Source organism: Streptomyces sp. NBC_00273, assembly GCF_036178145.1.
In the GTDB taxonomy this organism is placed as follows: Bacteria; Actinomycetota; Actinomycetes; order Streptomycetales; family Streptomycetaceae; genus Streptomyces.
The window spans coordinates 4,666,185-4,687,168 of record NZ_CP108067.1 but is presented as its reverse complement, the minus strand read 5'-3'; the positions used below and the strand labels follow the sequence as shown (position 1 = coordinate 4,687,168).

Genomic DNA, 20,984 nt, shown 5'->3' with positions numbered 1-20,984 from the left:
CAAGGCCGAAGGAAAGGGCGGGGCTGCCTCGGCAGCCCCGCCCTTTCCCGTTACTCGGCGTCCTCCGCGCCCAGGCCCAGGCCCGGGAGGAGTCCCGGGAGCAGGGGCGGGATGGTGATGTCCGGCTTCGGGTTCTCCGGCGTGCCCGAGGGGGGCGGGGCCGATTGTCCCGCGGGCGGGTTGAGCAGGTCGCCCGTGCCGCCCAGGAGGCCGCCGGCGGGGGGCCGGGAGCTGCCCGAGGGGGACGGTGCCGTGGGGCTGCCGGACGGCGTGCTGCCGGCGGCCGGGGTGGACGGGTGGGTGCCGCTGGGTGTGCCCGGCTTGGCGGACGAGCCGGGGGTGCCCCCGGTGCCGCGGTGCTGCTCCGGGGCCTTGGGGAGCAGGCTCTGCAGCGGCGCCACGTCTTGGTCTATGGCCTGGAAGACCGACTCCACCTCACCGCCCACGTCCGTGAGCTGCGCCGGGAGCTTTTCGCGGAGCTTGCCCCACGCGTCGCGGTGGGAGCGGGAGAACGACGACAGCTTCTGGATCGGGCCGAGCGAGCCGTCCCGTTCGTACGCGGCCTGGAGGAGGCGGTGGCCTTCCTCCGCGTCGTGCTTCACGCCCGCCAGGGCCCGACGGATCGCGCCCAGGGACTCGTGGTCCAGGTCGCCCAGCCGGCCCCGCTCCATCAGCCGACGGGCTTCCGACAGGCGGTTCGAGGCCTGGTCGAGATAGAGCTCGCCCCGGTCCGAGTCGTCGTCGGCCATCCCCAGCTTCAGGTCCTCCATGCCCCGCTTCACGGGGTAGAGGTGGTCACCGGGCAGGGCGTCGGAACTGGCAGCGGCCACTCCGCTGAAGGCTCCCGCGGCCACACCCACGGTGAGGCCGCCCGCTGCGATGCCCTTGGACCAGCGGGAGCGTGGCCGCAATTTCCGGAGCGGGGTCGCCCGGTGGGCGCCGCGGCCGGTCCGCTGTTCGGGCACCTGAGGGTCCGAGGCCGCACCGCCCCCGGCCCTCTCCTCCAGCACCATGGCCTCCATGGCGGCAATGAGCTGGGCTCGTTGCACCACTTTGACCTCGGGGTCCAGCACTGGGCGCGGCATTCTTTCGCCGAGCACGCTCGCCAGGGCCAACAGCCGGTCGTGGTCGGCAGGTTCGGCAGGTGCCTCGGACTGCTCGGCCGCCGAGTCCGGATCTGAAAGGTCGGATGGGGTCCGATCCTCCAGGGCCTGGGCGAAGGCGTTCGCCCGCCGGTGCGGGGTCACGTTCGCGATCACTGGCGGCACCTCCTCTCGTCATGACGATCGACTCCCCAAGGTGTCCGGAAGGTTGCCTTCCTTGAGCGCATCCACACTTTCGAGTGAGCGGCTTCGGGCAAGGCGTGTCCACAGGGAGCCTGCATTCCGCACAACGAGCGTCGCGGCACTTGGGTTACGGACGAAGGATGATCTGACCACAGCGTCATCGAGGGGTCACCGAATGTGAGGTTGTCTGGGGTCGGAGGGTCAGCGGGCGTCTTCGGGGAGGAGGCGGGCCAGGGTGCGCACCGCCCGGTACTGGAGCGTCTTGATGGCGCCCTCGTTCTTCCCCATCACCCGGGCCGTCTCGGCGACCGAGAGGCCCTGCAGGAAGCGCAGGGTCACGCACTCCTGCTGCTGTGGATTGAGCTTGCGCACGGCTTCCAGGAGGGCCGCGTTGGAGAGGGACTCCAGGACGGAGTCCTCGGGGCTGCGCTCGACCTCGTTCGCGTCGAGCATCTCGCCGGTGGTGACCTCCAGCCGGAAGCGGCTGGACTTGAAGTGGTCCGCCACCAGGTTGCGGGCGATCGTCACGAGCCAGGCGCCGAAGTCGCGGCCCTGCCAGGTGAAGGTGGAGATCCGGCGCAGGGCGCGCAGGAACGTCTCGCTGGTGAGGTCCTCCGCGGTCGCCTTACCACCGACGCGGTAGTAGATGTACCGGTAGACCGTGTCGTTGTACTGGTCGTAGAGGCGACCGAAGGCCTCGGCCTCGCCCGCCTGGGCGCGTTCGACCAGGTCCATCATGCGGGCCTGGTCGCTGTCCGCCGTGGGGCGGCGGTGGGTGGTCTGGGTGCCGGTGCCGGAGGCGTTCGAGCCGCCGGCGGCGCGACCTCGTCTGCCCACCGTCGCGCCGCCGTCGGTCAGGGCATAGCAAGGACCGGCCGGGCCGAAGCCGGCAGGGACCGCGGCGGCGAAGGCGGGGGCGGCGTACGCGGTGGGGACGAAGCCGCGCAGGTGGTCGAGGACCGTTGCGCGCAGCTGAGCCAGGCCCGAGGCGTCAACCCCGACAGGTGGGTACACGGGACTCCCAGAGGCAGAGCTTCCATCACGTGCAGTGCGGAACCGTTCACCCGTCGTGGCGACAGATGGCCGGTGGCATGCGTTTGAGGAGAATAACGCTTCGTACAGGCAGTGCTACACCCAGTTGCTCAAATCACCGGTTCCGACACTTCTGTTGCGTGTCGAGGGCATATTCAGTCGCAGTTGGTGATCGATTCTTGATCGCTTGGATACGCGGAATGGACGCTTCCACGTGATCCCGTGACCGAGTCGGGCATGCCGGAGTGCCGCGCCGGGGGCGCGGGTAGGGGTGTGCGAGGGTCCGGGTCAGGGCCGCGGTCCGGGCGGGCCCGGGGCTCTTGGGCCCCGGGCCTGGTGTTGTTACTTGCGGCGGCGGTGCAGGGCGATGGCCGCGGCCGCGCCGCCCGCGATCGCGCCGACGCCGGCGGCCGCCGGGACGCCGACCTTCACGGCCTTGCGGCCGGTCCGATAGTCGCGCAGTCGCCAGTCGTTGGTGCGGGCATGCTTGCGCAGTTTTGTGTCGGGATTGATCGCGTACGGATGTCCGACCAGTGACAGCATCGGGATGTCGTTGTGTGAATCGCTGTACGCGGCGCAGCGTTCGAGGTCGAGCCCCTCGGCGGCGGCCAGGGCGCGGACCGCCTCCGCTTTCGCGGGGCCGTGTAGCGGCTCGCCGACCAGGCGGCCGGTGTAGATGCCGTCGACGGACTCGGCGACGGTGCCCAGGGCCCCGGTCAGGCCGAGGCGGCGGGCGATGATCGTGGCCGTCTCCACGGGGGCGGCGGTGACCAGCCACACCTTCTGGCCGGCGTCGAGGTGGGCCTGCGCCAGGGCGCGGGTGCCCGGCCAGATCCGCTCGGCCATGTACTCGTCGTAGATCTCCTCGCCGATCGACATCAGCTCGGAGACCTTGTGGCCCTTGACGATGGACAGGGCGCTGTCGCGGGCGTCCTGCATGTGCTCGGGGTCCTCGACCCCGGCGAGCCGGAACCAGGCCTGCTGCCAGGCGAAGCGGGCGAGCTCGCGGCGCCGGAAGAACTCGCGCTTGTAGAGGCCGCGACCGAAGTGGAAGATCGCGGCGCCCTGCATGACGGTGTTGTCGAGGTCGAAGAAGGCCGCGGCGAGGTCGTCGCCGGCGACCGGGAAGACGGGTTCGTCCGGAGTCTGCTCCGGGCCCTCTTGTGCGAGGGCTTCCGGTTCCGTTTCGGGTTCGGTGAACGCTGGGGCCTCGGCCAGAGCGGTCTTGCGGGCGGCCTCGGCCGAGGCCTCGCCCGCCAGCACGCTGCGTGCGGTGGCGGAGCGCCGACGAGGGGGGAGCCATCCGAGAGCGGCCATGACGCGAGCATAGCCACTGTGTTCGGGAGTTCCCGAACCGATGGGATGCAGGGGCGTGAACTCTTCGGGGCGCTGCTGTTACGCGAGGGCGCGGGAGAATGGGTGGCATGAGCCCTTTGTTGCGCCGTAAAGAAAAGAAGAGTCCCGGCGAGCGGACGGTGACGCTCATCGGGAAGCCGGGGTGTCACCTGTGCGACGAGGCGGAAGAGGTGGTCGCGAAGGTGTGCGCCGAGACGGGTGCGCAGTGGGAGAAGAAGGACATCTCGCAGGACGAGGAGCTCTACCGGCTGCACTGGGAACAGATTCCGGTCGTGCTCGTGGACGGCGAGCAGCACACCTTCTGGAGGGTGAACCCCGACCGGCTCCGGCGGGCGTTGGGGGCCTGACCCTCTTCCCGGTTACCATCATGGGCGATTTATGGGGTCTCGGGGGCGTATCTGTGAGGAGTGTGCACGGTTTTGCCCCCTTTCGGATTTGAACGGGTTCGACGTGCCGATGGTTCCGGCTTTACGTGCCGGAGTCGCGTGACCCCGGTCACTTTGGACGGACAAACCGGACACAATCTTTGTGCACGCGTTCACAAAGGCATAGCCTGCTGTCGACGGGGCGGTCCTGGGACAAGTGGCCGCCTGCAGCCCCGCTCATCCCGCAGGAGCATCGTGGCAACTGGCCGAACTCACCGACCGGCGACCCGCAGCCGAGGTATTCCCGAGGCCACTGTCGCCCGGCTTCCGCTGTACTTGCGTGCCCTCACCGCGCTCTCCGAGCGATCGGTGCCCACGGTGTCCTCCGAGGAGCTCGCGGCCGCCGCCGGAGTCAACTCCGCGAAGCTGCGCAAGGACTTCTCGTACCTCGGTTCCTACGGGACCCGCGGCGTCGGCTACGACGTCGAGTACCTGGTCTACCAGATCTCCCGCGAGCTCGGCCTGACCCAGGACTGGCCGGTCGTCATCGTCGGCATCGGCAACCTCGGCGCCGCCCTCGCCAACTACGGCGGCTTCTCCGCGCGCGGCTTCCGCGTCGCGGCCCTCATCGACGCCGACCCGGCGATGGCCGGCAAGCCGGTCGCCGGCATGTCCGTGCAGCACACCGATGATCTGGAGAAGATCATCTCGGAGAACGGCGTCTCGATCGGCGTGATCGCGACCCCCGCGGGCGCGGCGCAGCAGGTCAGCGAGCGGCTGATCGCGGCGGGCGTGACGTCCATCCTGAACTTCGCGCCCACCGTGCTGTCCGTGCCCGACGGCGTGGACGTGCGCAAGGTCGACCTCTCCATCGAGCTCCAGATCCTCGCCTTCCACGAGCAGCGCAAGGCCGGCGAGGAAGCGGCCGCCGCTGCCGCCGGCAGCTCCTCCGTGGGCGGCGCCGCACCCGCCGCGGCCGTGGTGCCGCCGGCCGGGCGGACCGCCGCCGAGCAGCGCAAGGGCGGGCCCGAGGGCGACGTGCCGGCGGTGATGCCGGCATGAGCCTGCTCGTCGTAGGGCTGAGCCACCGCAGCGCACCCGTGAGCGTCCTGGAGCGGGCCTCGCTGTCCGCGGACGCCAAGGTGAAGCTGCTGCACGACACCCTCGCCGCCGAACCGGCGACCGAGGCGACCGTACTGGCCACCTGCAACCGGATCGAGCTGTACGCGGACGTGGACAAGTTCCACGCCGGCGTCGCCGAGCTGTCCACCCTGCTCGCACAGCACAGCGGGGTCGGGCTGGAAGAGCTCACCCCGTACCTGTACGTGCACTACGAGGACCGGGCGGTGCACCACCTGTTCTCGGTGGCGTGCGGGCTGGACTCGATGGTCGTGGGCGAGGGACAGATCCTCGGCCAGATCAAGGACGCGCTGGCGCTGGGGCAGGAGCTCCACACCGCCGGGCGGCTGATCAACGACCTCTTCCAGCAGGCGCTGCGGGTCGGCAAGCGGGCGCACTCCGAGACCGGGATCGACCGGGCCGGGCAGTCGCTGGTGACCTTCGGGCTGGAACAGCTCGCCGTGAACGTGCCGGTGGGCGAGTGGGCCGCCGGCAAGCGGGCGCTGGTCATCGGCGCCGGGTCGATGTCCTCGCTGGCCGCGGCGACGCTGGCGCGCGTCGGAGTCGCCGAGATCGTCGTGGCGAACCGGACCGCCGACCGGGCGGAGCGGCTCGCGGAGATTCTGGTTGCCTCGGGCACCGGGGTCTCGGCGGTGGCCGTGCCGATGGCTCGGGTCGCCGATGAGCTGACACGAGTCGACGTGGTCGTCTCGTGCACCGGTGCGACGGGGCTCGTGCTGAGCGCCGACGACGTGCTCGCCGCCGTCTCCTGGGGCGCCGGTGGGCTCGCGCCGGCCGAGCAGGGAGAGGCCGGGGCTGCGCCCCAGGCCTCCCAGGGGCTCCGCCCCCGGACCCCCGCGCCTCAATCTCCCCCGGCTACCGCTGGGAGGGCCCCCCTGGCGGGGCTGGATTCGGCGGGGCCCGACATGGCCGACGTCGTGGCACGGCTGGCCGCTGCCGCGCAGACGCACGGCCGGATCGCCGACGCCGGGGCCGTGCGGACCATCTCCGGGGCCGTCGAAGCCGACGGGTGCCCCGTCGGGCCGGACGGGCGCTCCGCGCTGACCGGGGTCGACGCCAACTCCCTCGAACTGCACGGGACCTGGGCCGACCAGGGCGAGGCCGCCGCACAGCGGCAGCCCCGCAGGAGCACCCGTACGCAGGCCCACGCGACCACCGTCCGGCTCGCGCTGCTCGACCTGGCCATGCCCAGGGACATCGACGCGGCCGTGCACCGGATCCCGGGCGTCCGCCTCGTGGACATCGAGTCGCTCGCGGAAGCGTCCGCCGACGCCCCGATGGCGGCCGACGTCGACGCCGTACGCGGGATAGTCGCCCAGGAAGTGGCGGCCTTCGGGGCGGCACAGCGGGCCGCCCACATCACGCCCACCGTCGTCGCCCTGCGCGCCATGGCGGCCGAGGTCGTGGCCATGGAAGTGGCGCGGCTCGACGGGCGCGTGCCCGACCTCGACGAACGGCAGCGCGCCGAGGTCACCCAGACCGTGCGCCGCGTCGTGGACAAGCTCCTCCACGCGCCGACCGTGCGCGTCAAGCAGCTGGCGAGCGAGCCCGGCGGCGCCGGGTACGCGGACGCACTGCGCGAACTCTTCGACCTCGACCCTCAGACGGTTGCTTCCGTCAGCCGGGCGGACGCGGCCGATCCGATGAACGACGACGACCCAGGACGGGCATCATGAACACACGTCCCGACCAGCCGCTGCGGCTCGGTACGCGGCGGAGCAAGCTGGCCATGTCCCAGTCGGGGCACGTCGCCGACGCGGTACGGGCCGTCACCGGCCGGGCCGTCGAGCTCGTGGAGATCACGACCTACGGCGACGTCTCGCGCGAGCACCTCTCGCAGATCGGCGGGACGGGCGTCTTCGTCACGGCCCTGCGCGACGCGCTGCTGCGCGGCGAGGTCGACTTCGCCGTGCACTCGCTGAAGGACCTGCCGACCGCGCAGCCCGACGACCTCGTGATCGCGGCCATGCCGCGCCGCGAGGACCCGCGGGACGCGCTCGTCGCCCGGGACGGTCTGACCTTCGAGCAGCTGCCCGACGGCGCCCGGATCGGCACCGGCTCGACCCGGCGCACCGCCCAGCTCAACCACCTGGCGCTGTCGCTCGGCAAGCGGATCGAGACGGTGCCCATCCGCGGCAACGTCGACACCCGCATCGGCTTCGTCCACGACGGTGAGCTCGACGCCGTCGTCCTGGCCGCCGCCGGCCTGAACCGGATCGGCCGCGGCGGGGAAGCGACCGACCTGCTGTCCGTCGACAGCGTCCTGCCGGCTCCCGGCCAGGGCGCCCTGGCCGTGGAGTGCCTCGCGTCCGACACGGACCTCGTCGCCGCGCTCGGCCAACTCGACGACCCGCACACCCGGGCCGCCGTGACTGCCGAGCGTTCCCTGCTCGCCGCCCTGGAGGCAGGCTGCAGCGCACCCGTGGGCGCGTTCGCCGACCTTCTGGCGGACGGGGAGATTGTCAATGAAATGCGCCTGCGCGGCGTCGTCGGAACCCTCGACGGCACGACGCTGGTGCAGCTGTCCACCACCGGTCCCGTGCCCCAGTCGTACGACGAGGCCATGGCGCTCGGCCGCGAACTCGCGGACGAGATGCTGGCCAAGGGCGCGGCCGGTCTGATGGGGGAGCGATCGCTTTGAACCCCTCAATTCCGACCACCTCCGCCTATCCGGCCGTCGCCGCCCACGGACGCGTCACCTTCCTCGGTGCCGGCCCGGGCGACCCGGGTCTGCTGACGTTGCGCGCCGTCGAGGCGCTCGCCGCCGCGGACGTACTGATCGCGGAGCCCGAAGTGCTCGAGGTCGTGCGGACTCATGCGCGGGCGAACGTCGACACGCCGCAGCTGACGATCGCTGATGAAGCGTCAGCAGCCGCCGGGGTCCCGGTGATCCGGGACGCGGCCAATCTTGTCATGGAGGCCGCACGCTCCGGCAGGCGGGTCGTGCGTGCCGTCACGGGCGACCCCGGGCTCGACGGCAACGCCGCCGAGGAAATGCTCGTCTGCGCCACCGCCGGCATCCCCTTCGAGGTGGTGCCCGGTGTCGCGACCGCAGTGGGCGTTCCCGCGTACGCCGGTGTCCCGCTGCGCGACAAGCAGGGCGCGGACGTGCGGTTCGTCGACGCGAAGACCGCCTCGGCGCGCTGCTGGAGCGAGGTCGGCGCGAGCGACGGCATCCTCGTCGTGTCCGCAACGCTGGAGACCGTCCCGGCGGCCGCCGCCGAGCTGGTGAGCGCCGGACGCAAGCCCGACACCCCGCTGACCGTGACCGTCGCCGGTACCACCACGCGGCAGCGGACCTGGTGCGCGACGCTGGGCACCATCGCCCAGGTGTTCAAGCAGGGCAAGGTGCTCCCCTCGCCCGAGGGCGCCCGGCCCGTCATAGCCGTGGTCGGTGAGCACAGCGCCGCCGCGCGGCGCGAGGACCTGTCCTGGTTCGAGTCGAAGCCGCTGTTCGGCTGGCGGGTCCTCGTACCGCGCACCAAGGAGCAGGCCGCTTCGCTCTCCGACCAACTGCGTTCGTACGGCGCGGTGCCCCACGAGGTGCCGACCATCGCCGTGGAACCGCCGCGCACCCCGCAGCAGATGGAGCGCGCGGTCAAGGGCCTGGTGACGGGCCGCTACGAGTGGATCGCCTTCACCTCGGTCAACGCCGTGAAGGCCGTCCGAGAGAAGTTCGAGGAGTACGGCCTCGACGCGCGCGCCTTCGCGGGCATCAAGGTCGCCGCGGTGGGCGAGCAGACCGCCGCAGCCCTCGTGGAGTTCGGCGTGAAGCCGGACCTGGTGCCCAGCGGTGAGCAGTCCGCGGCCGGACTGCTGGAGGACTGGCCGCCGTACGACCCGGTCTTCGACCCGATCGACCGGGTGTTCCTGCCGCGGGCCGACATCGCGACCGAGACGCTGGTCGCCGGGCTGATCGAGCTCGGGTGGGAGGTCGACGACGTCACCGCCTACCGGACGGTGCGCGCGTCGCCGCCGCCGGCGGACACGCGCGAGGCGATCAAGGGCGGCGGCTTCGACGCCGTTCTCTTCACGTCCTCGTCCACGGTCCGCAACCTGGTCGGCATCGCCGGGAAGCCGCACAACGTGACCGTCATCGCCTGTATCGGGCCGGCGACGGCCAAGACGGCGGAGGAGCACGGGCTGCGCGTGGACGTGCTGTCCCCGGAGCCGTCGGTGTCGAAGCTGGCGGAGGCCCTCGCCGAGTACGGTGCAGCGCGCCGCGAGGCGGCCAAGGAGGCCGGCGAGACGGTGTTCCGGCCGAGCGAGCGACGCCCGGGGGCACGGCGGCGTCGTACGACCTGAGCGGACGAGGGCCGGACGGATCCCGGCCGACGGAACGGGTGAGGGGCCCGGGTGCGGAGGAATGCCGCACCCGGGCCCCTTCGTCGTTCCGGCCCGGGTGATCGCGTGGTGCCGCCCCGCCGTCAGGTGGGGTTCGCGCTGCGGAACGTGCGGCGGTAGGTGTCGGGCGGGATGCCGACGACCCGTTTGAACTGGCGGCGCAGCGTGGTCGCCGTACCCATGCCGGAGGCGGCGGCGACCGCCTCGACGGTCTCGTCGGTGGCCTCCAACAACTCCTGTGCGCGGCGTACGCGCTGGGTCAGCAGCCATTGCAGCGGGGTCTGGCCGGTGACCGCCCGGAACTGCCGTCCCAGGTGGCGCGGGCTCGTACTGGCCCGGCGCGCCATGTCGGTGACGGTAAGCGGCCGGTCGAGGCGCTGCTGGGCCCAAGCGAGCAGGTCGGCGAGCTGGTGGTCGCCGCCCGACACCTGGACCGGGGTGGAGACGAACTGGGCCTGACCGCCGGGCCGGTGCGGCGCCATCACGAGGCGGCGGGCGATGGAGTTGGCGACGGCGGCGCCGTGGTCGAGGTGGACCAGGTGCAGGCACAGGTCCACGGCGGCGGCCTTGCCCGCGGCCGTGAGCACGCTGCCGTTGTCGGTGTAGAGGACGTCGGCGTCGACCTCGGCCCGCGGATGGCGTGCGCTCAGCTCCGCGGCGTGCGCCCAGTGGGTGGTGGCCCGCCGCCCGTCCAGCAGGCCCGCGGCGCCGAGTACGAAGGCTCCGGTGCACAGGGAAGCGACGCGCGCGCCGGCCGCGTGGGCCGCGCGTACGGCCTCGACCAGTTCGGACGGCGGCGGCTCGTCCACGTCGGCGCAGGCGGGCACGATCACGGTGTCGGCCCGCACCAGGCGCTCCAGCCCGTGCTCGGGCTCGACGGTGAACGGGCCGACGCGCACGGGGCCGGGGCCGCAGAGCAGTACGTCGTACCAACCCTGCGGGGCGTCGAGCGGGGGGTTGCCGAAGATCTCGTAGGCCACCGCCAGCTCGAAGTGCAGCATGTGACCGGCGGCCGCCAGGGCGACAGTGGGCATGTCCGAAAGTGTACGGGCGATGTCGTTCCGGACCATCACGTTCGGGCACGGCCCACCCGGAGACTGGGCTCACCAGGACGACGAGGACGACGAGGACGGGGAGATCGATGAGCACGGTGGGCAGCACGGGCCGCGGAGCGGGTACGGCGGGCGCGGTGGTGGTCTACGGGGCGACGGGACACACCGGTCGTTTCATCGTCGCCGAGCTGCGCAGGCGCGGCATCGCCACCATCGTCTCCGGCCGTGACGAAGCCCGGCTGGAGGCGCTGGCGGCCGGGGGCGCGGACGTCCTCGTCCGCCCGGCCGCCGTGAACGACCCGGCCTCCCTCGACCGCGCCCTCGCCGGAGCCGCGGCCGTCATCAACGCCGCCGGACCGTTCGCGGTGACGGGCGGCCCGGTCGTCGAGGCGGCCCTGCGCGCGGGGATCCCCTACGTCGACGTCGCGGCGGAGATCGAGGCGAACGCGGCGATGTTCGCCGACCACACGGAAGCGGCCCGCACGGCGGAGGTGCCCGTGGTGCCGGCCATGGCCTTCTACGGGGGCCTGGGCGACCTGCTGGTCGGCGCGGCGATGCGCGAGTGGACCGCGGCGGACGAGGTGCACGTCGCGTACGGGCTGAGCAGCTGGCGGCCCACGGCGGGCACCAGGAAGGCCGGAGAGGTGTCCCACGAGCGCCGCGCGGGCCGCCGGGTGCGGTTCGCGGACGGCGCCCTGCGGTACCACGACGACCAGCTGACGCAGCAGGACTGGGTCTTCCCCGAGCCGTTCGGCCGGCGGGCGGTGATCGCGGAGTTCACCATGGCCGATGTCGTCACCGTGCCCAGCCACGTGGCCGTGCCCGAAGTGCGTACGTACATGGCGGTGGAGGCCGCCCGGGACCTGGCCGGGGCGGACACGCCGGCGCCGGAGGCGGTCGACGACCTCGGCCGGTCGGACCAGACCTTCGTCGTCGACGTCCTGGTCCGCGCGGGCGGCGCCGAACGCCGCGCCACCGCCCACGGCCAGGACATCTACGCGGTCACCGCGCCCCTGGCGGTGGAGGCCGTCGAGCGCGTCCTGTCCGGGCGCACCCGGACGACGGGCGTGGCCTCGGCCGCGGCGATGTTCGACGCGCCGGACTTCCTGCGGGCGCTGGCGCCGTACCTGTCGGTCGAGGTCTCGCACTGACCGACGGTCGGCCCGGAGCCGGGCGGGGCCCGGGAGCGGGGGGTCCGGGCCCTACCCTTGTCCGGACTGCTGTCGATGCTCGAAGAGGCGACTGGAACATGAGCGCGTACGGATCCTTCCCCGGTTCGCGGCCCCGCCGGCTGCGCACCACCCCGGCGATGCGGCGGATGGTCGCGGAGAACCGGCTGCACCCCTCGGACCTGATCCTCCCGGCGTTCGTCCGGGAGGGCATCAGCGAGCCCCTGGCGATCTCCGCGATGCCGGGCGTCGTGCAGCACACGCGGGACACGCTGCGGAAGGCCGCCGTGGAGGCGGTCGAGGCGGGGGTCTCCGGGATCATGCTGTTCGGTGTCCCGGCCGACGAGAACAAGGACGCGCTGGGCACGGCGGGCACCGAGCCGGACGGGATCCTCCAGGTCGCGATCCGCGATGTGAAGGCCGAGGTCGGGGACGACCTGGTGATCATGTCGGACCTGTGCCTGGACGAGTACACCGACCACGGCCACTGCGGCGTGCTGGACGAGCACGGGCGCGTCGACAACGACGCGACGCTGGAGCGCTACGCCGAGATGGCGCAGGTCCAGGCGGACGCGGGCGTCCACATGGTCGGGCCGAGCGGGATGATGGACGGACAGGTCGGCGTCATCCGTGACGCGCTGGACGAGACCGGGCACGAGGACGTCTCGATCCTCGCGTACACGGCGAAGTACTCGTCCGCCTTCTACGGTCCCTTCCGCGAGGCCGTCGGCTCCTCGCTGCAGGGCGACCGCAAGACGTACCAGCAGGACCCGGCGAACGCGCGGGAGTCCTTGCGGGAGCTGGCCCTCGACCTGGAGGAGGGCGCGGACATGGTGATGGTCAAGCCGGCCGGCCCCTACCTCGACATCCTGTACCGGGTCGCGCAGGCGGTGGACGTTCCGGTGGCGGCGTACCAGATCAGCGGCGAGTTCGCGATGATCGAGGCGGCCGCGGAGAAGGGTTGGATCGAGCGCGACCGCGCCATCCTGGAGAGCCTGCTGGGCATCAAGCGTGCGGGTGCCGACACGATCCTCACCTACTGGGCGACCGAGGTCGCGGGCTGGCTGCGCGAGTCCCGCTGACCGACGCCGGGGTGGTGCTGGGCGCCGGCGCGGTGCTGCAGGAGCCGTAGGTCATCGGCGGCTCCCGCCTCCCCGTCACGGCCCGCTCGCGATCCTCTCCCGTCAGGCGCACCCTGGAGGGATAGGTGACCCCCTGGAGGTGATGCACCATGGCCACGCTCGTCGGTTGGCATGTGGAGCTCGAATTCACCGAGGAGGGCCACCGCACCAGTGCGGCGGCCCTGGTCAGGCTCGGGGACGGCTCCGAGATCAAGGCGCGAGGCTATGCCTTGCGTCACCCCTCCGACCCGGAGCAGTTGAGGGTCGGGGAAGAGATCGCGGGCGCTCGCGCGCTCATGGATCTCGCGTCGCAGATGTTGCAGAAGGCCCACTCGGAGATCGACGAGGCAACGGGCCGTACTTCCTACCCGCTCAATCAGTGAGCTGAGCGGCAGGCTCACAGGCCCGCTGAGGGGCTCCGAACAGGGGCCCCTCAGCGGGTCCTGCTGCGGAACAGGACCGCCGCCAGGGCCATGGCCACGGCCGTGATGCCCGCGCACCAGGTCAGGGCCACCCAGGGGGCATTTCCTGCGGGCTGCGCCAGGAGCAGTGCGCGCAGGGATTCGATCACCGGGGTCAGCGGCTGGTGGTCGGCGAAGCCGTGGAGCCAGCCGGGCATGGTCTCGATGGGGACGAAGGCGCTGGACGGGTACGGCAGGAACATCATCAGGAAGGTGAAACCGCCTGCCGCCTCAGGGGACTTGGCGAGCAGCCCGAGCGCGGCGGCCAGCCACGAGATCGCCGTGATGTACGTCAACAGCAGGCCGGCCGCGGCGAGGACGGCGGCCGGGCCCGCCTGGGGCCGGAAGCCGATCGCGACGGCGACGGCGAGGACCAGGGTGGTGGAGACAAGGTTGCGCACCACCGACGCCGCGACGTGCCCGGCGAGGATCGGGATGCTGCCGACATCGAGGGAGCGGAAGCGGTCGATGACGCCGTCCCTCATGTCCTCGCAGACGCTGACGGCGGTGGAGGCCGCCCCGAAGCCCGCGCAGAGCAGCATGGCGCCGGGCACCACGTACGTGACGTACGCCGTGCCGGTGTCGATGGCCCCGCCGAAGAAGTAGACGAAGATCAGCATCAGCATGACGGGCAGCATCAGGGCGGCGATCAGCGCGTCGGGCCGCCGGCTGCTGATGCGGAGGTTGCGGCCGGCCAGGGTGCAGGCGCTCACGGGCATGGCGGTCATCGGTCGGCTCCCGTCAGGGCGAGGAATACGTCGTCGAGAGTGGCGCTGCGCAGGGCGAAGCGGTCGATGTCGGTGCGGTCCGGATCGAGTTCGTCGAGCAGGGTCCGGACGTGGGCGGCGGTGCCGTCGGTGGCCAGACCCAGCGTGAGCTCTTCCGGGGCGCGGTGCACCGCGCGCGGGGCCAGCGCCTCGTAGGCGGCCCGGGTGGCGAGCGTGAGGTCCAGTCGGTGGCCCGCGACACGGGACTTGAGCTCAGCGGGGGTGCCCTCGGCGGCGATCCGTCCGTCGGCCAGAACGGCGACGCGGTCGGCGAGCTGGTCCGCCTCCTCCAGGTACTGGGTGGTGAGCAGCACGGTCGTGCCGTCGGCGCGCAGTTCCCGTACGAGCTCCCACAGGTCCTGGCGGCTGCGCGGGTCGAGCCCGGTGGTCGGCTCGTCGAGGAAGATCACTTCAGGCCGGGAGACCAGGCTCGCGGCGAGGTCGAGGCGGCGGCGCATGCCGCCGGAGTACGTCTTCGCGGTGCGGCCGGCCGCTTCGGTGAGTCCGAATCGGGCGAGGAGTTCGTCGGCGCGGGTGCGGGCGGCGCGCGGGGAGAGTCCGGCCAGGCGGCCCATCATGCGAAGGGTCTCGGTGCCGGTCTGGAGTTCGTCAATGGCGGCGAACTGGCCGGTGAGGGAGATGAGTTCGCGGACCCGGGAGCGTTCGGTGACGGTGTCGCGCCCGGCGATGCGCACGGTGCCGGAGTCGGCGGCGGTGAGGGTGGCGAGGATCCGGACGGTGGTGGTCTTGCCGGCGCCGTTGGGGCCGAGGAGGGCGAGGACGCTGCCGCGCGGGACGGCGAGGTCGATGCCGTCGAGGACACGGAGGTCGCCGTAGGACTTGGTGAGGCCGGTGGCGTGGATGCCGAGGTCGCCGGAGGCGTGCGTGGTCATGAGGGACGGTGCTCCCTTCCAAGCTTCTGCGTATGCCTTACGCTCTTCTGTGTAAGTAATACACAGAACTAGGATGGGGGTCAATCGAGGAGTGGGCGGTCATGGCGGACGAGGACGACGAGGACAGCGGGACCGGGCTCCCGGCCAGCCTGGAGATGGCCTGGGGCCTACGCGAACGCCCCGGCAAGGGGCCGCGCCCCACGCTCACCCTGCCGAAGATCGTGGAGGCGGCCGTGACGCTGGCCGCGGGTGAGGGCATGGACGCCGTCTCCATGGGCCGGGTGGCCAAGGAGCTGAGCGTCTCGACGATGTCCCTCTACCGGTACGTCGCCGCCAAGGAGGAGCTCTACGTCCTCATGTCGGACGCGGGGGTCGGCACCCCACCGCCGTTGCCGCCGGAGGCGGAGGGGTGGGGATGGCGCGAGCTGCTCACGAACTGGGCGTACGCGCAGCGGGCGGTCCTGATGGCCAACTCCTGGATCCTGCGCATCCCGATCACGGCCCCGCCCGCGACCCCGAACCAGCTGGCCTGGATGGACCGGGGGCTCGCAGCGATGGCCGGTACGGGCCTGAAGGAGGGCGAGAAGCTCTCCACGATCATCCTGATCGGCGGCCTGGTGCGGAACGAGGCCACCATGGCCGCGGACATGATCGACGCCATCGTGAAGTCGGGCACGACCCCGGAGCAGGCCCTGGCCCAGTACGTCCGCACGCTGCGGCTGCTCGCCGGCCCGGACAACCACCCGGCCGTGACGCGGCTACTGGACTCCGACGCCTTCACCGGCTCCGGCGAGCCGGACTTCCAGTTCCGCTTCGGCCTGGACCGCATCCTGGACGGCCTCGCCCCGCTGGTCGCCGAGCGGTCGGAGTGACCGCTACCGGCTGACCCAGCCGGTCAGCTGCGCCCAGCTCGCCGGGGCGAGGTCCAGGACGGGGCCGTCCTGGACCTTCGAGTCCCGGACGTGGATGGCCGTGGGGCCGGTGGCGATTTCGACGCAGGCGTCGCCGTCGCCGCCGCTGTAGCTCGACTTGAACCACTTCAGGTCGGTGCTCATAGCTCTCCTAGCAGGCGGTCCAACAGGCCCTGTGTCTGCACGGTGTTGAGGGCCTGAGTCCGCAGCATCGCATATCGGCGAGCCATGATGCTGACCTCGTCCGGGTCTGAGATGAGCCTGCTGCCACGCTGACTCTCGGAGTATCCGAGGTGCTGGTGGGTGGGGGTTTCCAGGAGGATGAAGGGGCCGTCGAGGGCTGCGTGGGCAGACTGCTCCAGCGGCATCACCTGAATGGAAACGTCCGGGAGTTCTGTGCAGGCGAGCAAGTGCCGCAGGAGCTCCTCATGTACTTCTCGGCCGCCGATGCGGTGGCGGACGGCAGGCTCCCAGATGACGAAGCTGAGGGTCGGTGGTGTCTTGCGGTGCAGGATCTCCTGCCGCGCCATGCGGCGGGTGGTCAGATCGTCAACGGTTTCCTCGGGGTGTGCCGGGACACGGCACTTGAAGAGGGCCCGGGCGTAGCCCTCTGTTTGGAGCAGCCCAGGCACGCGCTGGCCCTCGTACCAGGACAACGTGATGGCCTTGAGCTCAAGGGCGAGGTATTCCTCAGCCCATGGCGGTGTCGTGTCGACATCCGGTAGTTCCAGCGCCGCCACCGTCAACAACCCCGGCAGGCCCAGGTGGAAGTCCATCAGCTCCGCGACGTTCGGCATCAGCGCGCGCCGGCCCTGCTCGATGGAAGCGATGGTCTCCGCATCGAGTCGGACCAGCTCGCCGAGCTGCTTCTGGGTCAGGTTCTTGGCGATGCGGGCGGCGGCCACCATCGCGCCGACCATCTTCATGGTCGTCGCGTTCGGCCGTACTCGTTTCCTCGGTGGCATGACAGCGAACTCCCCACCCGCGCACGCGGAATACCCCGTGCCGACCCGTACTCATGAAGGAGTACGGGTCCGCGCTCAGCCACACGCTAGTCACGCAACGCGACGATCGTCCCGTGAATCCAACTATTCAGGCGGCGCTCGTGCGCGAGCGCCTCTACCTGCGCTCACCTCGAACCGTCGCAGCTGCGCGCCAGTTCACGCGCGACACCTTGCGGGCGTGGGCGGTGACCGAACGCCACGACGAAATGTTGCTCTGCGTGAGCGAGCTGGCCACCAACGCCCTGCGGTACGGCGTCCCGCCCGGCCGCGGTTACCTGCTGCGGCTGTTCGGCTTCGAGGACGCGACCATCCGCATCGAGGTGCACGACGGCGGGCCCGGAGTGACGCGGATCCGCGACCGGCCGCACGGTCGGGGCCTCACCCTCGTCACCGCGCTCGCCGACGAATGGGGGGTGCTGGCGCGGACCCCCGGAAAGGTCGTCTGGTGCGAGTTCCGAATCGGGCGCCCGTGACATTTTCCCAGAATGCGCTTTCCTGAAATTCATAGGTGGAAACGAATTCCACCCTCAAGAGATTCGTTTCTCCGCGAATGGTAGCGCATGGAGTTATTTGAAATTCCGACACGGCGGCATGGTGCGCTCGAATTCCTGGTATTCGGTGAGTAGTATTCGCTTGTTCGGATCGCGGCCCCCATGTGCAGGCTCGCCGCACCGGGCTCATTGCGTGGGGGCTCACGTCATCTCCACTCCAGAAAGAAGGCTGTCATGGCCACCCTCCCCAGCAACGTGAACACGTTCCAGAACAACTGGCGCTTCTGCAACCACTGTTACTCCATGTGGTGGAACGGTCGCCCCGACAACGGAGCCTGCCCCTCGGGCAACTCCCCGGACGGGCAGCACCACGGTCAGGCGAGCTGGAATTTCTACCACCCGGCCAACTCCAACGAGACCATCTGATCCTATTGGGTCATGGCGTGTGGAATTCTCGCGGTCGCAGTCGCGGCCACAGTCGCGCCCCGGCGGTCTTTGGTTGCCGATTTGACCAATTCTCGGGGTGATGTCGATATCGCCTCGCGCCCCGGTCGAAGAATGCCGCGCGTGCGGTAATTGAGCGAATGCCCCCGACTGCCGAAATCAGTCGGGGGCATTCGCGTCCTGGGTGCTTCCGTCTGCCGCGGATGACGTGGCAGACGGAAGGAGGAGGTGCACAGGGGGGGGCGGGGACCATGCCCTGTGCACCCGGTCAACGTCAGACGGGCTGTTCCGTGACCGTTGAGGTGATGACCGAGAAGGTACCGCCCTGGGGGTCCGCGAGGACGGCCATCCGGCCCGCCACCATGTCGAAGGCCGGGGCCATGACGCTGCCGCCGGCCCGTACGACGGCGGCCTGGATCTCGTCGACGCTGTCCACGTGGAAGTACGGCATCCAGTGCGGCGGCACCCCGGCCGGCAGCTTGGCGAGGTCCATCATCCCGCCGACCGCGCGGTCGCCGACCTTGAACTCGGTGTAGTCCTCGGCGCCCGGCATCTCGGACCGGGTCGTGGTGACGGGCAGGACGGCGGTGTAGAAGGCGGCCGCGGCCGGGACGTCGGCGGTGTTCAGCTCGTTCCAGATGAGGGCGCCGTGCTCGTTGACGATGCCCGCGCCGTCGAAGGTGCCGGCCTGCCACAGGCCGACGACGGCGCCGGTGGGGTCGGCGATCACGGCCATCCGGCCGAGGTCCATGACGTCCATCGGGCCCATCATGACCGTGCCGTGGGCGTCGGTGACCGACTTGAGGGTGGAGTCGAGGGAGTCGGTGGCCAGGTACGTGGTCCACGCGGTCGGCGGCATCGGGTCCGGGACGGTGCCGTCCGGGTTCATCGCCTTCATGATGCCGGCGACGGGCTGCCCCTTGAGGGTGCAGACGGAGTAGCCGCCCTGCTCGGCGGGGCCGACCTCGCCCTGCCAGCCGAACAGGTCGCAGTAGAAGTCGAGGGCGGCCTGCTGGTCGGGGACCATCAGGTCGATCCAGCAGGGAGTGCCGGGCTTGTAGGGGCCGTTCATGTCAGGCACGGAGGCCTCCGTGGTGCGTGGGGGAAGGACGGGCCGTCCCCTACCCGGCCGCTACACCCCGAACCGGGCCGAACGGGTGATATCCACCGACCGTGGCGGGCGGGGGCGCTCGTCAGGGGGTAGCGGCCCGGTCGCGTCGGCCCGTCCCACGGGAGCGGCCCCGCCACCCGTGCGGGTGACGGGGCCGGGCCGGCAGCCGAGCGGGTCAGGGGGTGGTGCGGCGGCGGCGACCGGTGCCCGCGACCAGGGCGGCGCCCATGGCGAGGGCCACGCCCGCGCCGTTCAGGGCCCAGCTGGTGGCCGGGTCGGCGCCGGTGGCGGCGAGCGGGGCGCTGGCGTTGACGGTGGTGCCGGTGTCGCTCCCGCTGTGGGGGAGGGTGCTGATCGGCGTGGCCCCGGTGCCGCCGTTCGGCACCGGCACGTTGCCGCCGGGTGCACCGCCGGGGGTGCCGTTGCCGGGTGTCCCCCCGGCGGGTGTTTCGCCGCCCGGGGTGCCACCTCCAGGAGTCTCGCCTCCCGGAGCTTCTCCGCCGGGAGTGCCGCTACCGGGAGTGCCGCTACCAGGTGTCCCGCCGCCGCCGGGGGTCCCTCCTCCCGGGGTTTCTCCGCCGGGGGTCCCCCCGCCCGGGGTTTCCCCACCGGGTGTCCCCCCGCCCGGGGCGGGGGACGGTTCCAGGAGGGTGGTCAGGCGGCGGGGCGAGCGGGATTCGGCCCACGGCGGGGGTGTTTCCGCGTCGACCTGGGACGTGCCCCAGGCGAAGAAGGAGACCGATCCGGTCGGGGCGTCGGCGGAGAAGCGGACGCGGACCGGGACGTCGAAGGCCGCGCCCGCGCCGATCGGGCCGCGCACGAGGCCGCCCGCGAAGAAGTAGCCGTCCTCGTCCGAGACGATCTCGACGGACTGCCAGGCCGCCTGCTGTCCCTCCGCGCCAGGCCACAGGACCTCGACCGTGATCTGCGAGACCTGCATCGACACGAAGTCGGGCCGGGCCAGAAACAGTCCCAGGTCGAAGGCCGCCAGCTCGGCCCTTCCCGCGTTGTCCACCCGGACGGAGAGTTCCGTCCAGTCGCCACCCGCCCGCACCGATTCCGGGACCCCGCTCACCGTGAGGGCGGGACCTTCGACCCGTACGGGGTCCTCGTCGCCGGGCGCGCCCGTGATCCTCGTCGCGTACAAGGACGTGGGGGAGCTGCCGGTGGCGGTCCCGACCCGGCCCCTGCCGTCCGCCGTCAGGTCGAACGGTACGACGGGGGTGTCCGCGGCGAAGCTGATCCGGACGTCGATGGTCCGGATCTGGCCGGCGGGGACCGTGGCGGCGCTGCCGAGGGCGTAGCCCAGGGTCGGGGCCGTGCTCTGGACCGGCACGGCGGCCGTCCACGGCCCGCCCGCGGCGCGGTACTCGACGTTGACGTGGGCCGGCCCGAACCGTCCGGCGGCCTGCAAGACGCCCAGCACCGGGGTGTACTCGTCGACGGCGAGATGGCCCGAGTTGTCGACGGTCACGGTGAGCGGGGTCCAGCTGCCGTCGGCCTTGAATCCGGCCGCCGGGATGCCCTGGACCGTGACCTCGGGCCCCATCAGGATCCGGTCGGACCCGCTGTCCTCACCGTCCGCAAGGGCCTCGGGCCGGGCGGCCTGCGCCGGTGTCTGGGCCCCGGCCTCGGATGCGGTCGGGACGGCGGGTGCGTCGGGCGCCGCCGGTGCGGCCACGGCCTGCACGGCGGGCTGCTGCCCGCCGGTGTCCTCGGCCCGCGCCTTCTCCCCGGCCTGCCCCCCGGCTTTCTCCTCCGGCTTCTTCTCGGCCGCTTCCTGCGCCGGCTCCTGGCTCTTCTCCTTCGCCGGTGCCTGCGCCCCGTCCGACGGCTCGGCGGTGTCCACGGGTACCGCGTCCGGCGCGGTCACCGCCGGATGCTCCTCGGCCATCGCAGGTGCGGCCATCAGGAGTGTCTGGCCGGCCACTGCGGCTGCTGCCACGACGGCCATGCGCTTGAACTGCATGCTCTTTACCTCCCCGGGCTCCGGACATGTCCGGAGCCGCCCCAAACCCCTTGGGAGGCGCCAAGGTT

At 71.7% G+C, this 20,984-nt stretch carries 21 protein-coding genes; 11 read left to right on the top strand and 10 right to left on the bottom strand.

Annotated features, from left to right (window positions below; all coding sequences use genetic code 11):
• Positions 1-50: 50 nt before the first annotated feature.
• The 3 genes from OG386_RS20280 to OG386_RS20270 form a co-directional block, all read right to left on the bottom strand.
• Positions 51-1,259 carry a DUF5667 domain-containing protein gene (locus OG386_RS20280; protein WP_328789332.1) on the bottom strand — a complete coding sequence of 403 codons (1,209 nt, stop codon included), beginning with the start codon at positions 1,257-1,259 and terminating at the stop codon, positions 51-53.
• Positions 1,260-1,487: 228 nt separating this feature from the next.
• Positions 1,488-2,300: an ECF subfamily RNA polymerase sigma factor, BldN family gene (locus tag OG386_RS20275; RefSeq protein ID WP_328789331.1), complete on the bottom strand. Its 813-nt coding sequence runs from the start codon at positions 2,298-2,300 to the stop codon at positions 1,488-1,490.
• 360 nt (positions 2,301-2,660) lie between these two features.
• A complete protein-coding gene (locus tag OG386_RS20270; RefSeq protein WP_328789330.1) occupies positions 2,661-3,635 on the bottom strand; it encodes an HAD family hydrolase in 975 nt (324 codons plus the stop codon).
• Positions 3,636-3,733: 98 nt separating this feature from the next.
• Between OG386_RS20270 and OG386_RS20265 the strand changes: the two genes are divergently transcribed.
• The 5 genes from OG386_RS20265 (at position 3,734) to OG386_RS20245 (ending at position 9,484) form a co-directional block, all read left to right on the top strand.
• The gene (locus tag OG386_RS20265; protein ID WP_030012801.1) at positions 3,734-4,021 is read left to right on the top strand and encodes a glutaredoxin family protein; all 288 of its coding nucleotides are present in this window, start codon (positions 3,734-3,736) and stop codon (positions 4,019-4,021) included.
• A gap of 273 nt (positions 4,022-4,294) precedes the next feature.
• Positions 4,295-5,101, top strand: a complete 807-nt coding sequence (locus tag OG386_RS20260) for a redox-sensing transcriptional repressor Rex (protein ID WP_266603522.1) — start codon at positions 4,295-4,297, stop codon at positions 5,099-5,101.
• On the top strand, positions 5,098-6,855 hold the full coding sequence (locus OG386_RS20255) for a glutamyl-tRNA reductase (protein ID WP_328789329.1): 1,758 nt from the start codon (positions 5,098-5,100) through the stop codon (positions 6,853-6,855). Before OG386_RS20260 ends, OG386_RS20255 begins: the two co-directional genes overlap by 4 nt.
• A complete protein-coding gene (hemC, locus tag OG386_RS20250) occupies positions 6,852-7,820 on the top strand; it encodes a hydroxymethylbilane synthase (RefSeq protein WP_327383917.1) in 969 nt (322 codons plus the stop codon). The genes OG386_RS20255 and hemC overlap by 4 nt, the downstream gene beginning before the upstream one ends.
• The gene (locus OG386_RS20245) at positions 7,817-9,484 is read left to right on the top strand and encodes a bifunctional uroporphyrinogen-III C-methyltransferase/uroporphyrinogen-III synthase (protein ID WP_327383916.1); all 1,668 of its coding nucleotides are present in this window, start codon (positions 7,817-7,819) and stop codon (positions 9,482-9,484) included. Before hemC ends, OG386_RS20245 begins: the two co-directional genes overlap by 4 nt.
• 122 nt (positions 9,485-9,606) lie before the next feature.
• On the opposite strand, the gene OG386_RS20240 is transcribed toward OG386_RS20245, so the two are convergent.
• Positions 9,607-10,557 (bottom strand): GlxA family transcriptional regulator, encoded by a 951-nt coding sequence (locus tag OG386_RS20240; protein ID WP_328789328.1) that lies wholly within the window; start codon positions 10,555-10,557, stop codon positions 9,607-9,609.
• Positions 10,558-10,664: 107 nt separating this feature from the next.
• Here OG386_RS20240 and OG386_RS20235 point away from each other — a divergent pair, with 107 nt between their 5' ends.
• The 3 genes from OG386_RS20235 (at position 10,665) to OG386_RS20225 (ending at position 13,248) form a co-directional block, all read left to right on the top strand.
• Positions 10,665-11,726 (top strand): saccharopine dehydrogenase family protein, encoded by a 1,062-nt coding sequence (locus tag OG386_RS20235; protein WP_328789327.1) that lies wholly within the window; start codon positions 10,665-10,667, stop codon positions 11,724-11,726.
• 98 nt (positions 11,727-11,824) lie between these two features.
• Positions 11,825-12,826, top strand: a complete 1,002-nt coding sequence (gene hemB / locus OG386_RS20230; protein ID WP_328789326.1) for a porphobilinogen synthase — start codon at positions 11,825-11,827, stop codon at positions 12,824-12,826.
• A gap of 149 nt (positions 12,827-12,975) precedes the next feature.
• A complete protein-coding gene (locus OG386_RS20225) occupies positions 12,976-13,248 on the top strand; it encodes a DUF1876 domain-containing protein (RefSeq protein WP_328789325.1) in 273 nt (90 codons plus the stop codon).
• A 50-nt stretch (positions 13,249-13,298) separates the two neighbouring features.
• Here OG386_RS20225 and OG386_RS20220 read toward each other — a convergent pair whose 3' ends face one another.
• Both OG386_RS20220 and OG386_RS20215 read right to left on the bottom strand, forming a co-directional pair.
• Positions 13,299-14,045, bottom strand: a complete 747-nt coding sequence (locus OG386_RS20220; protein ID WP_328793301.1) for an ABC transporter permease — start codon at positions 14,043-14,045, stop codon at positions 13,299-13,301.
• A 5-nt stretch (positions 14,046-14,050) separates the two neighbouring features.
• Complete coding sequence (locus OG386_RS20215; RefSeq protein ID WP_328789324.1) at positions 14,051-14,986, bottom strand: ABC transporter ATP-binding protein; 936 nt, start codon at positions 14,984-14,986, stop codon at positions 14,051-14,053.
• A 101-nt stretch (positions 14,987-15,087) separates the two neighbouring features.
• Between OG386_RS20215 and OG386_RS20210 the strand changes: the two genes are divergently transcribed.
• On the top strand, positions 15,088-15,858 hold the full coding sequence (locus OG386_RS20210) for a TetR/AcrR family transcriptional regulator (protein WP_328789323.1): 771 nt from the start codon (positions 15,088-15,090) through the stop codon (positions 15,856-15,858).
• A gap of 3 nt (positions 15,859-15,861) precedes the next feature.
• Here the strand turns inward: OG386_RS20210 and OG386_RS20205 are convergent, their stop codons facing one another.
• Positions 15,862-16,041 carry a DUF397 domain-containing protein gene (locus tag OG386_RS20205; protein ID WP_328789322.1) on the bottom strand — a complete coding sequence of 60 codons (180 nt, stop codon included), beginning with the start codon at positions 16,039-16,041 and terminating at the stop codon, positions 15,862-15,864.
• Positions 16,038-16,823 carry a helix-turn-helix domain-containing protein gene (locus OG386_RS20200; RefSeq protein ID WP_328789321.1) on the bottom strand — a complete coding sequence of 262 codons (786 nt, stop codon included), beginning with the start codon at positions 16,821-16,823 and terminating at the stop codon, positions 16,038-16,040. Before OG386_RS20200 ends, OG386_RS20205 begins: the two co-directional genes overlap by 4 nt.
• 152 nt (positions 16,824-16,975) lie before the next feature.
• On the opposite strand from OG386_RS20200, the gene OG386_RS20195 reads away from it, so the two are divergent.
• Both OG386_RS20195 and OG386_RS20190 read left to right on the top strand, forming a co-directional pair.
• On the top strand, positions 16,976-17,374 hold the full coding sequence (locus tag OG386_RS20195; protein WP_328789320.1) for an ATP-binding protein: 399 nt from the start codon (positions 16,976-16,978) through the stop codon (positions 17,372-17,374).
• Between the two features lie 252 nt (positions 17,375-17,626).
• Positions 17,627-17,818 (top strand): hypothetical protein, encoded by a 192-nt coding sequence (locus tag OG386_RS20190; RefSeq protein ID WP_328789319.1) that lies wholly within the window; start codon positions 17,627-17,629, stop codon positions 17,816-17,818.
• Positions 17,819-18,110: 292 nt separating this feature from the next.
• Here the strand turns inward: OG386_RS20190 and OG386_RS20185 are convergent, their stop codons facing one another.
• Together OG386_RS20185 and OG386_RS20180 are read right to left on the bottom strand one after the other, a co-directional pair.
• Entirely contained in the window at positions 18,111-18,908 is a 798-nt protein-coding gene (locus OG386_RS20185; protein WP_328793300.1) for a VOC family protein, read from the bottom strand.
• A gap of 214 nt (positions 18,909-19,122) precedes the next feature.
• Positions 19,123-20,916, bottom strand: coding sequence for a hypothetical protein (locus OG386_RS20180; protein WP_328789318.1), 1,794 nt, complete (start codon positions 20,914-20,916; stop codon positions 19,123-19,125).
• Positions 20,917-20,984: the final 68 nt, after the last annotated feature.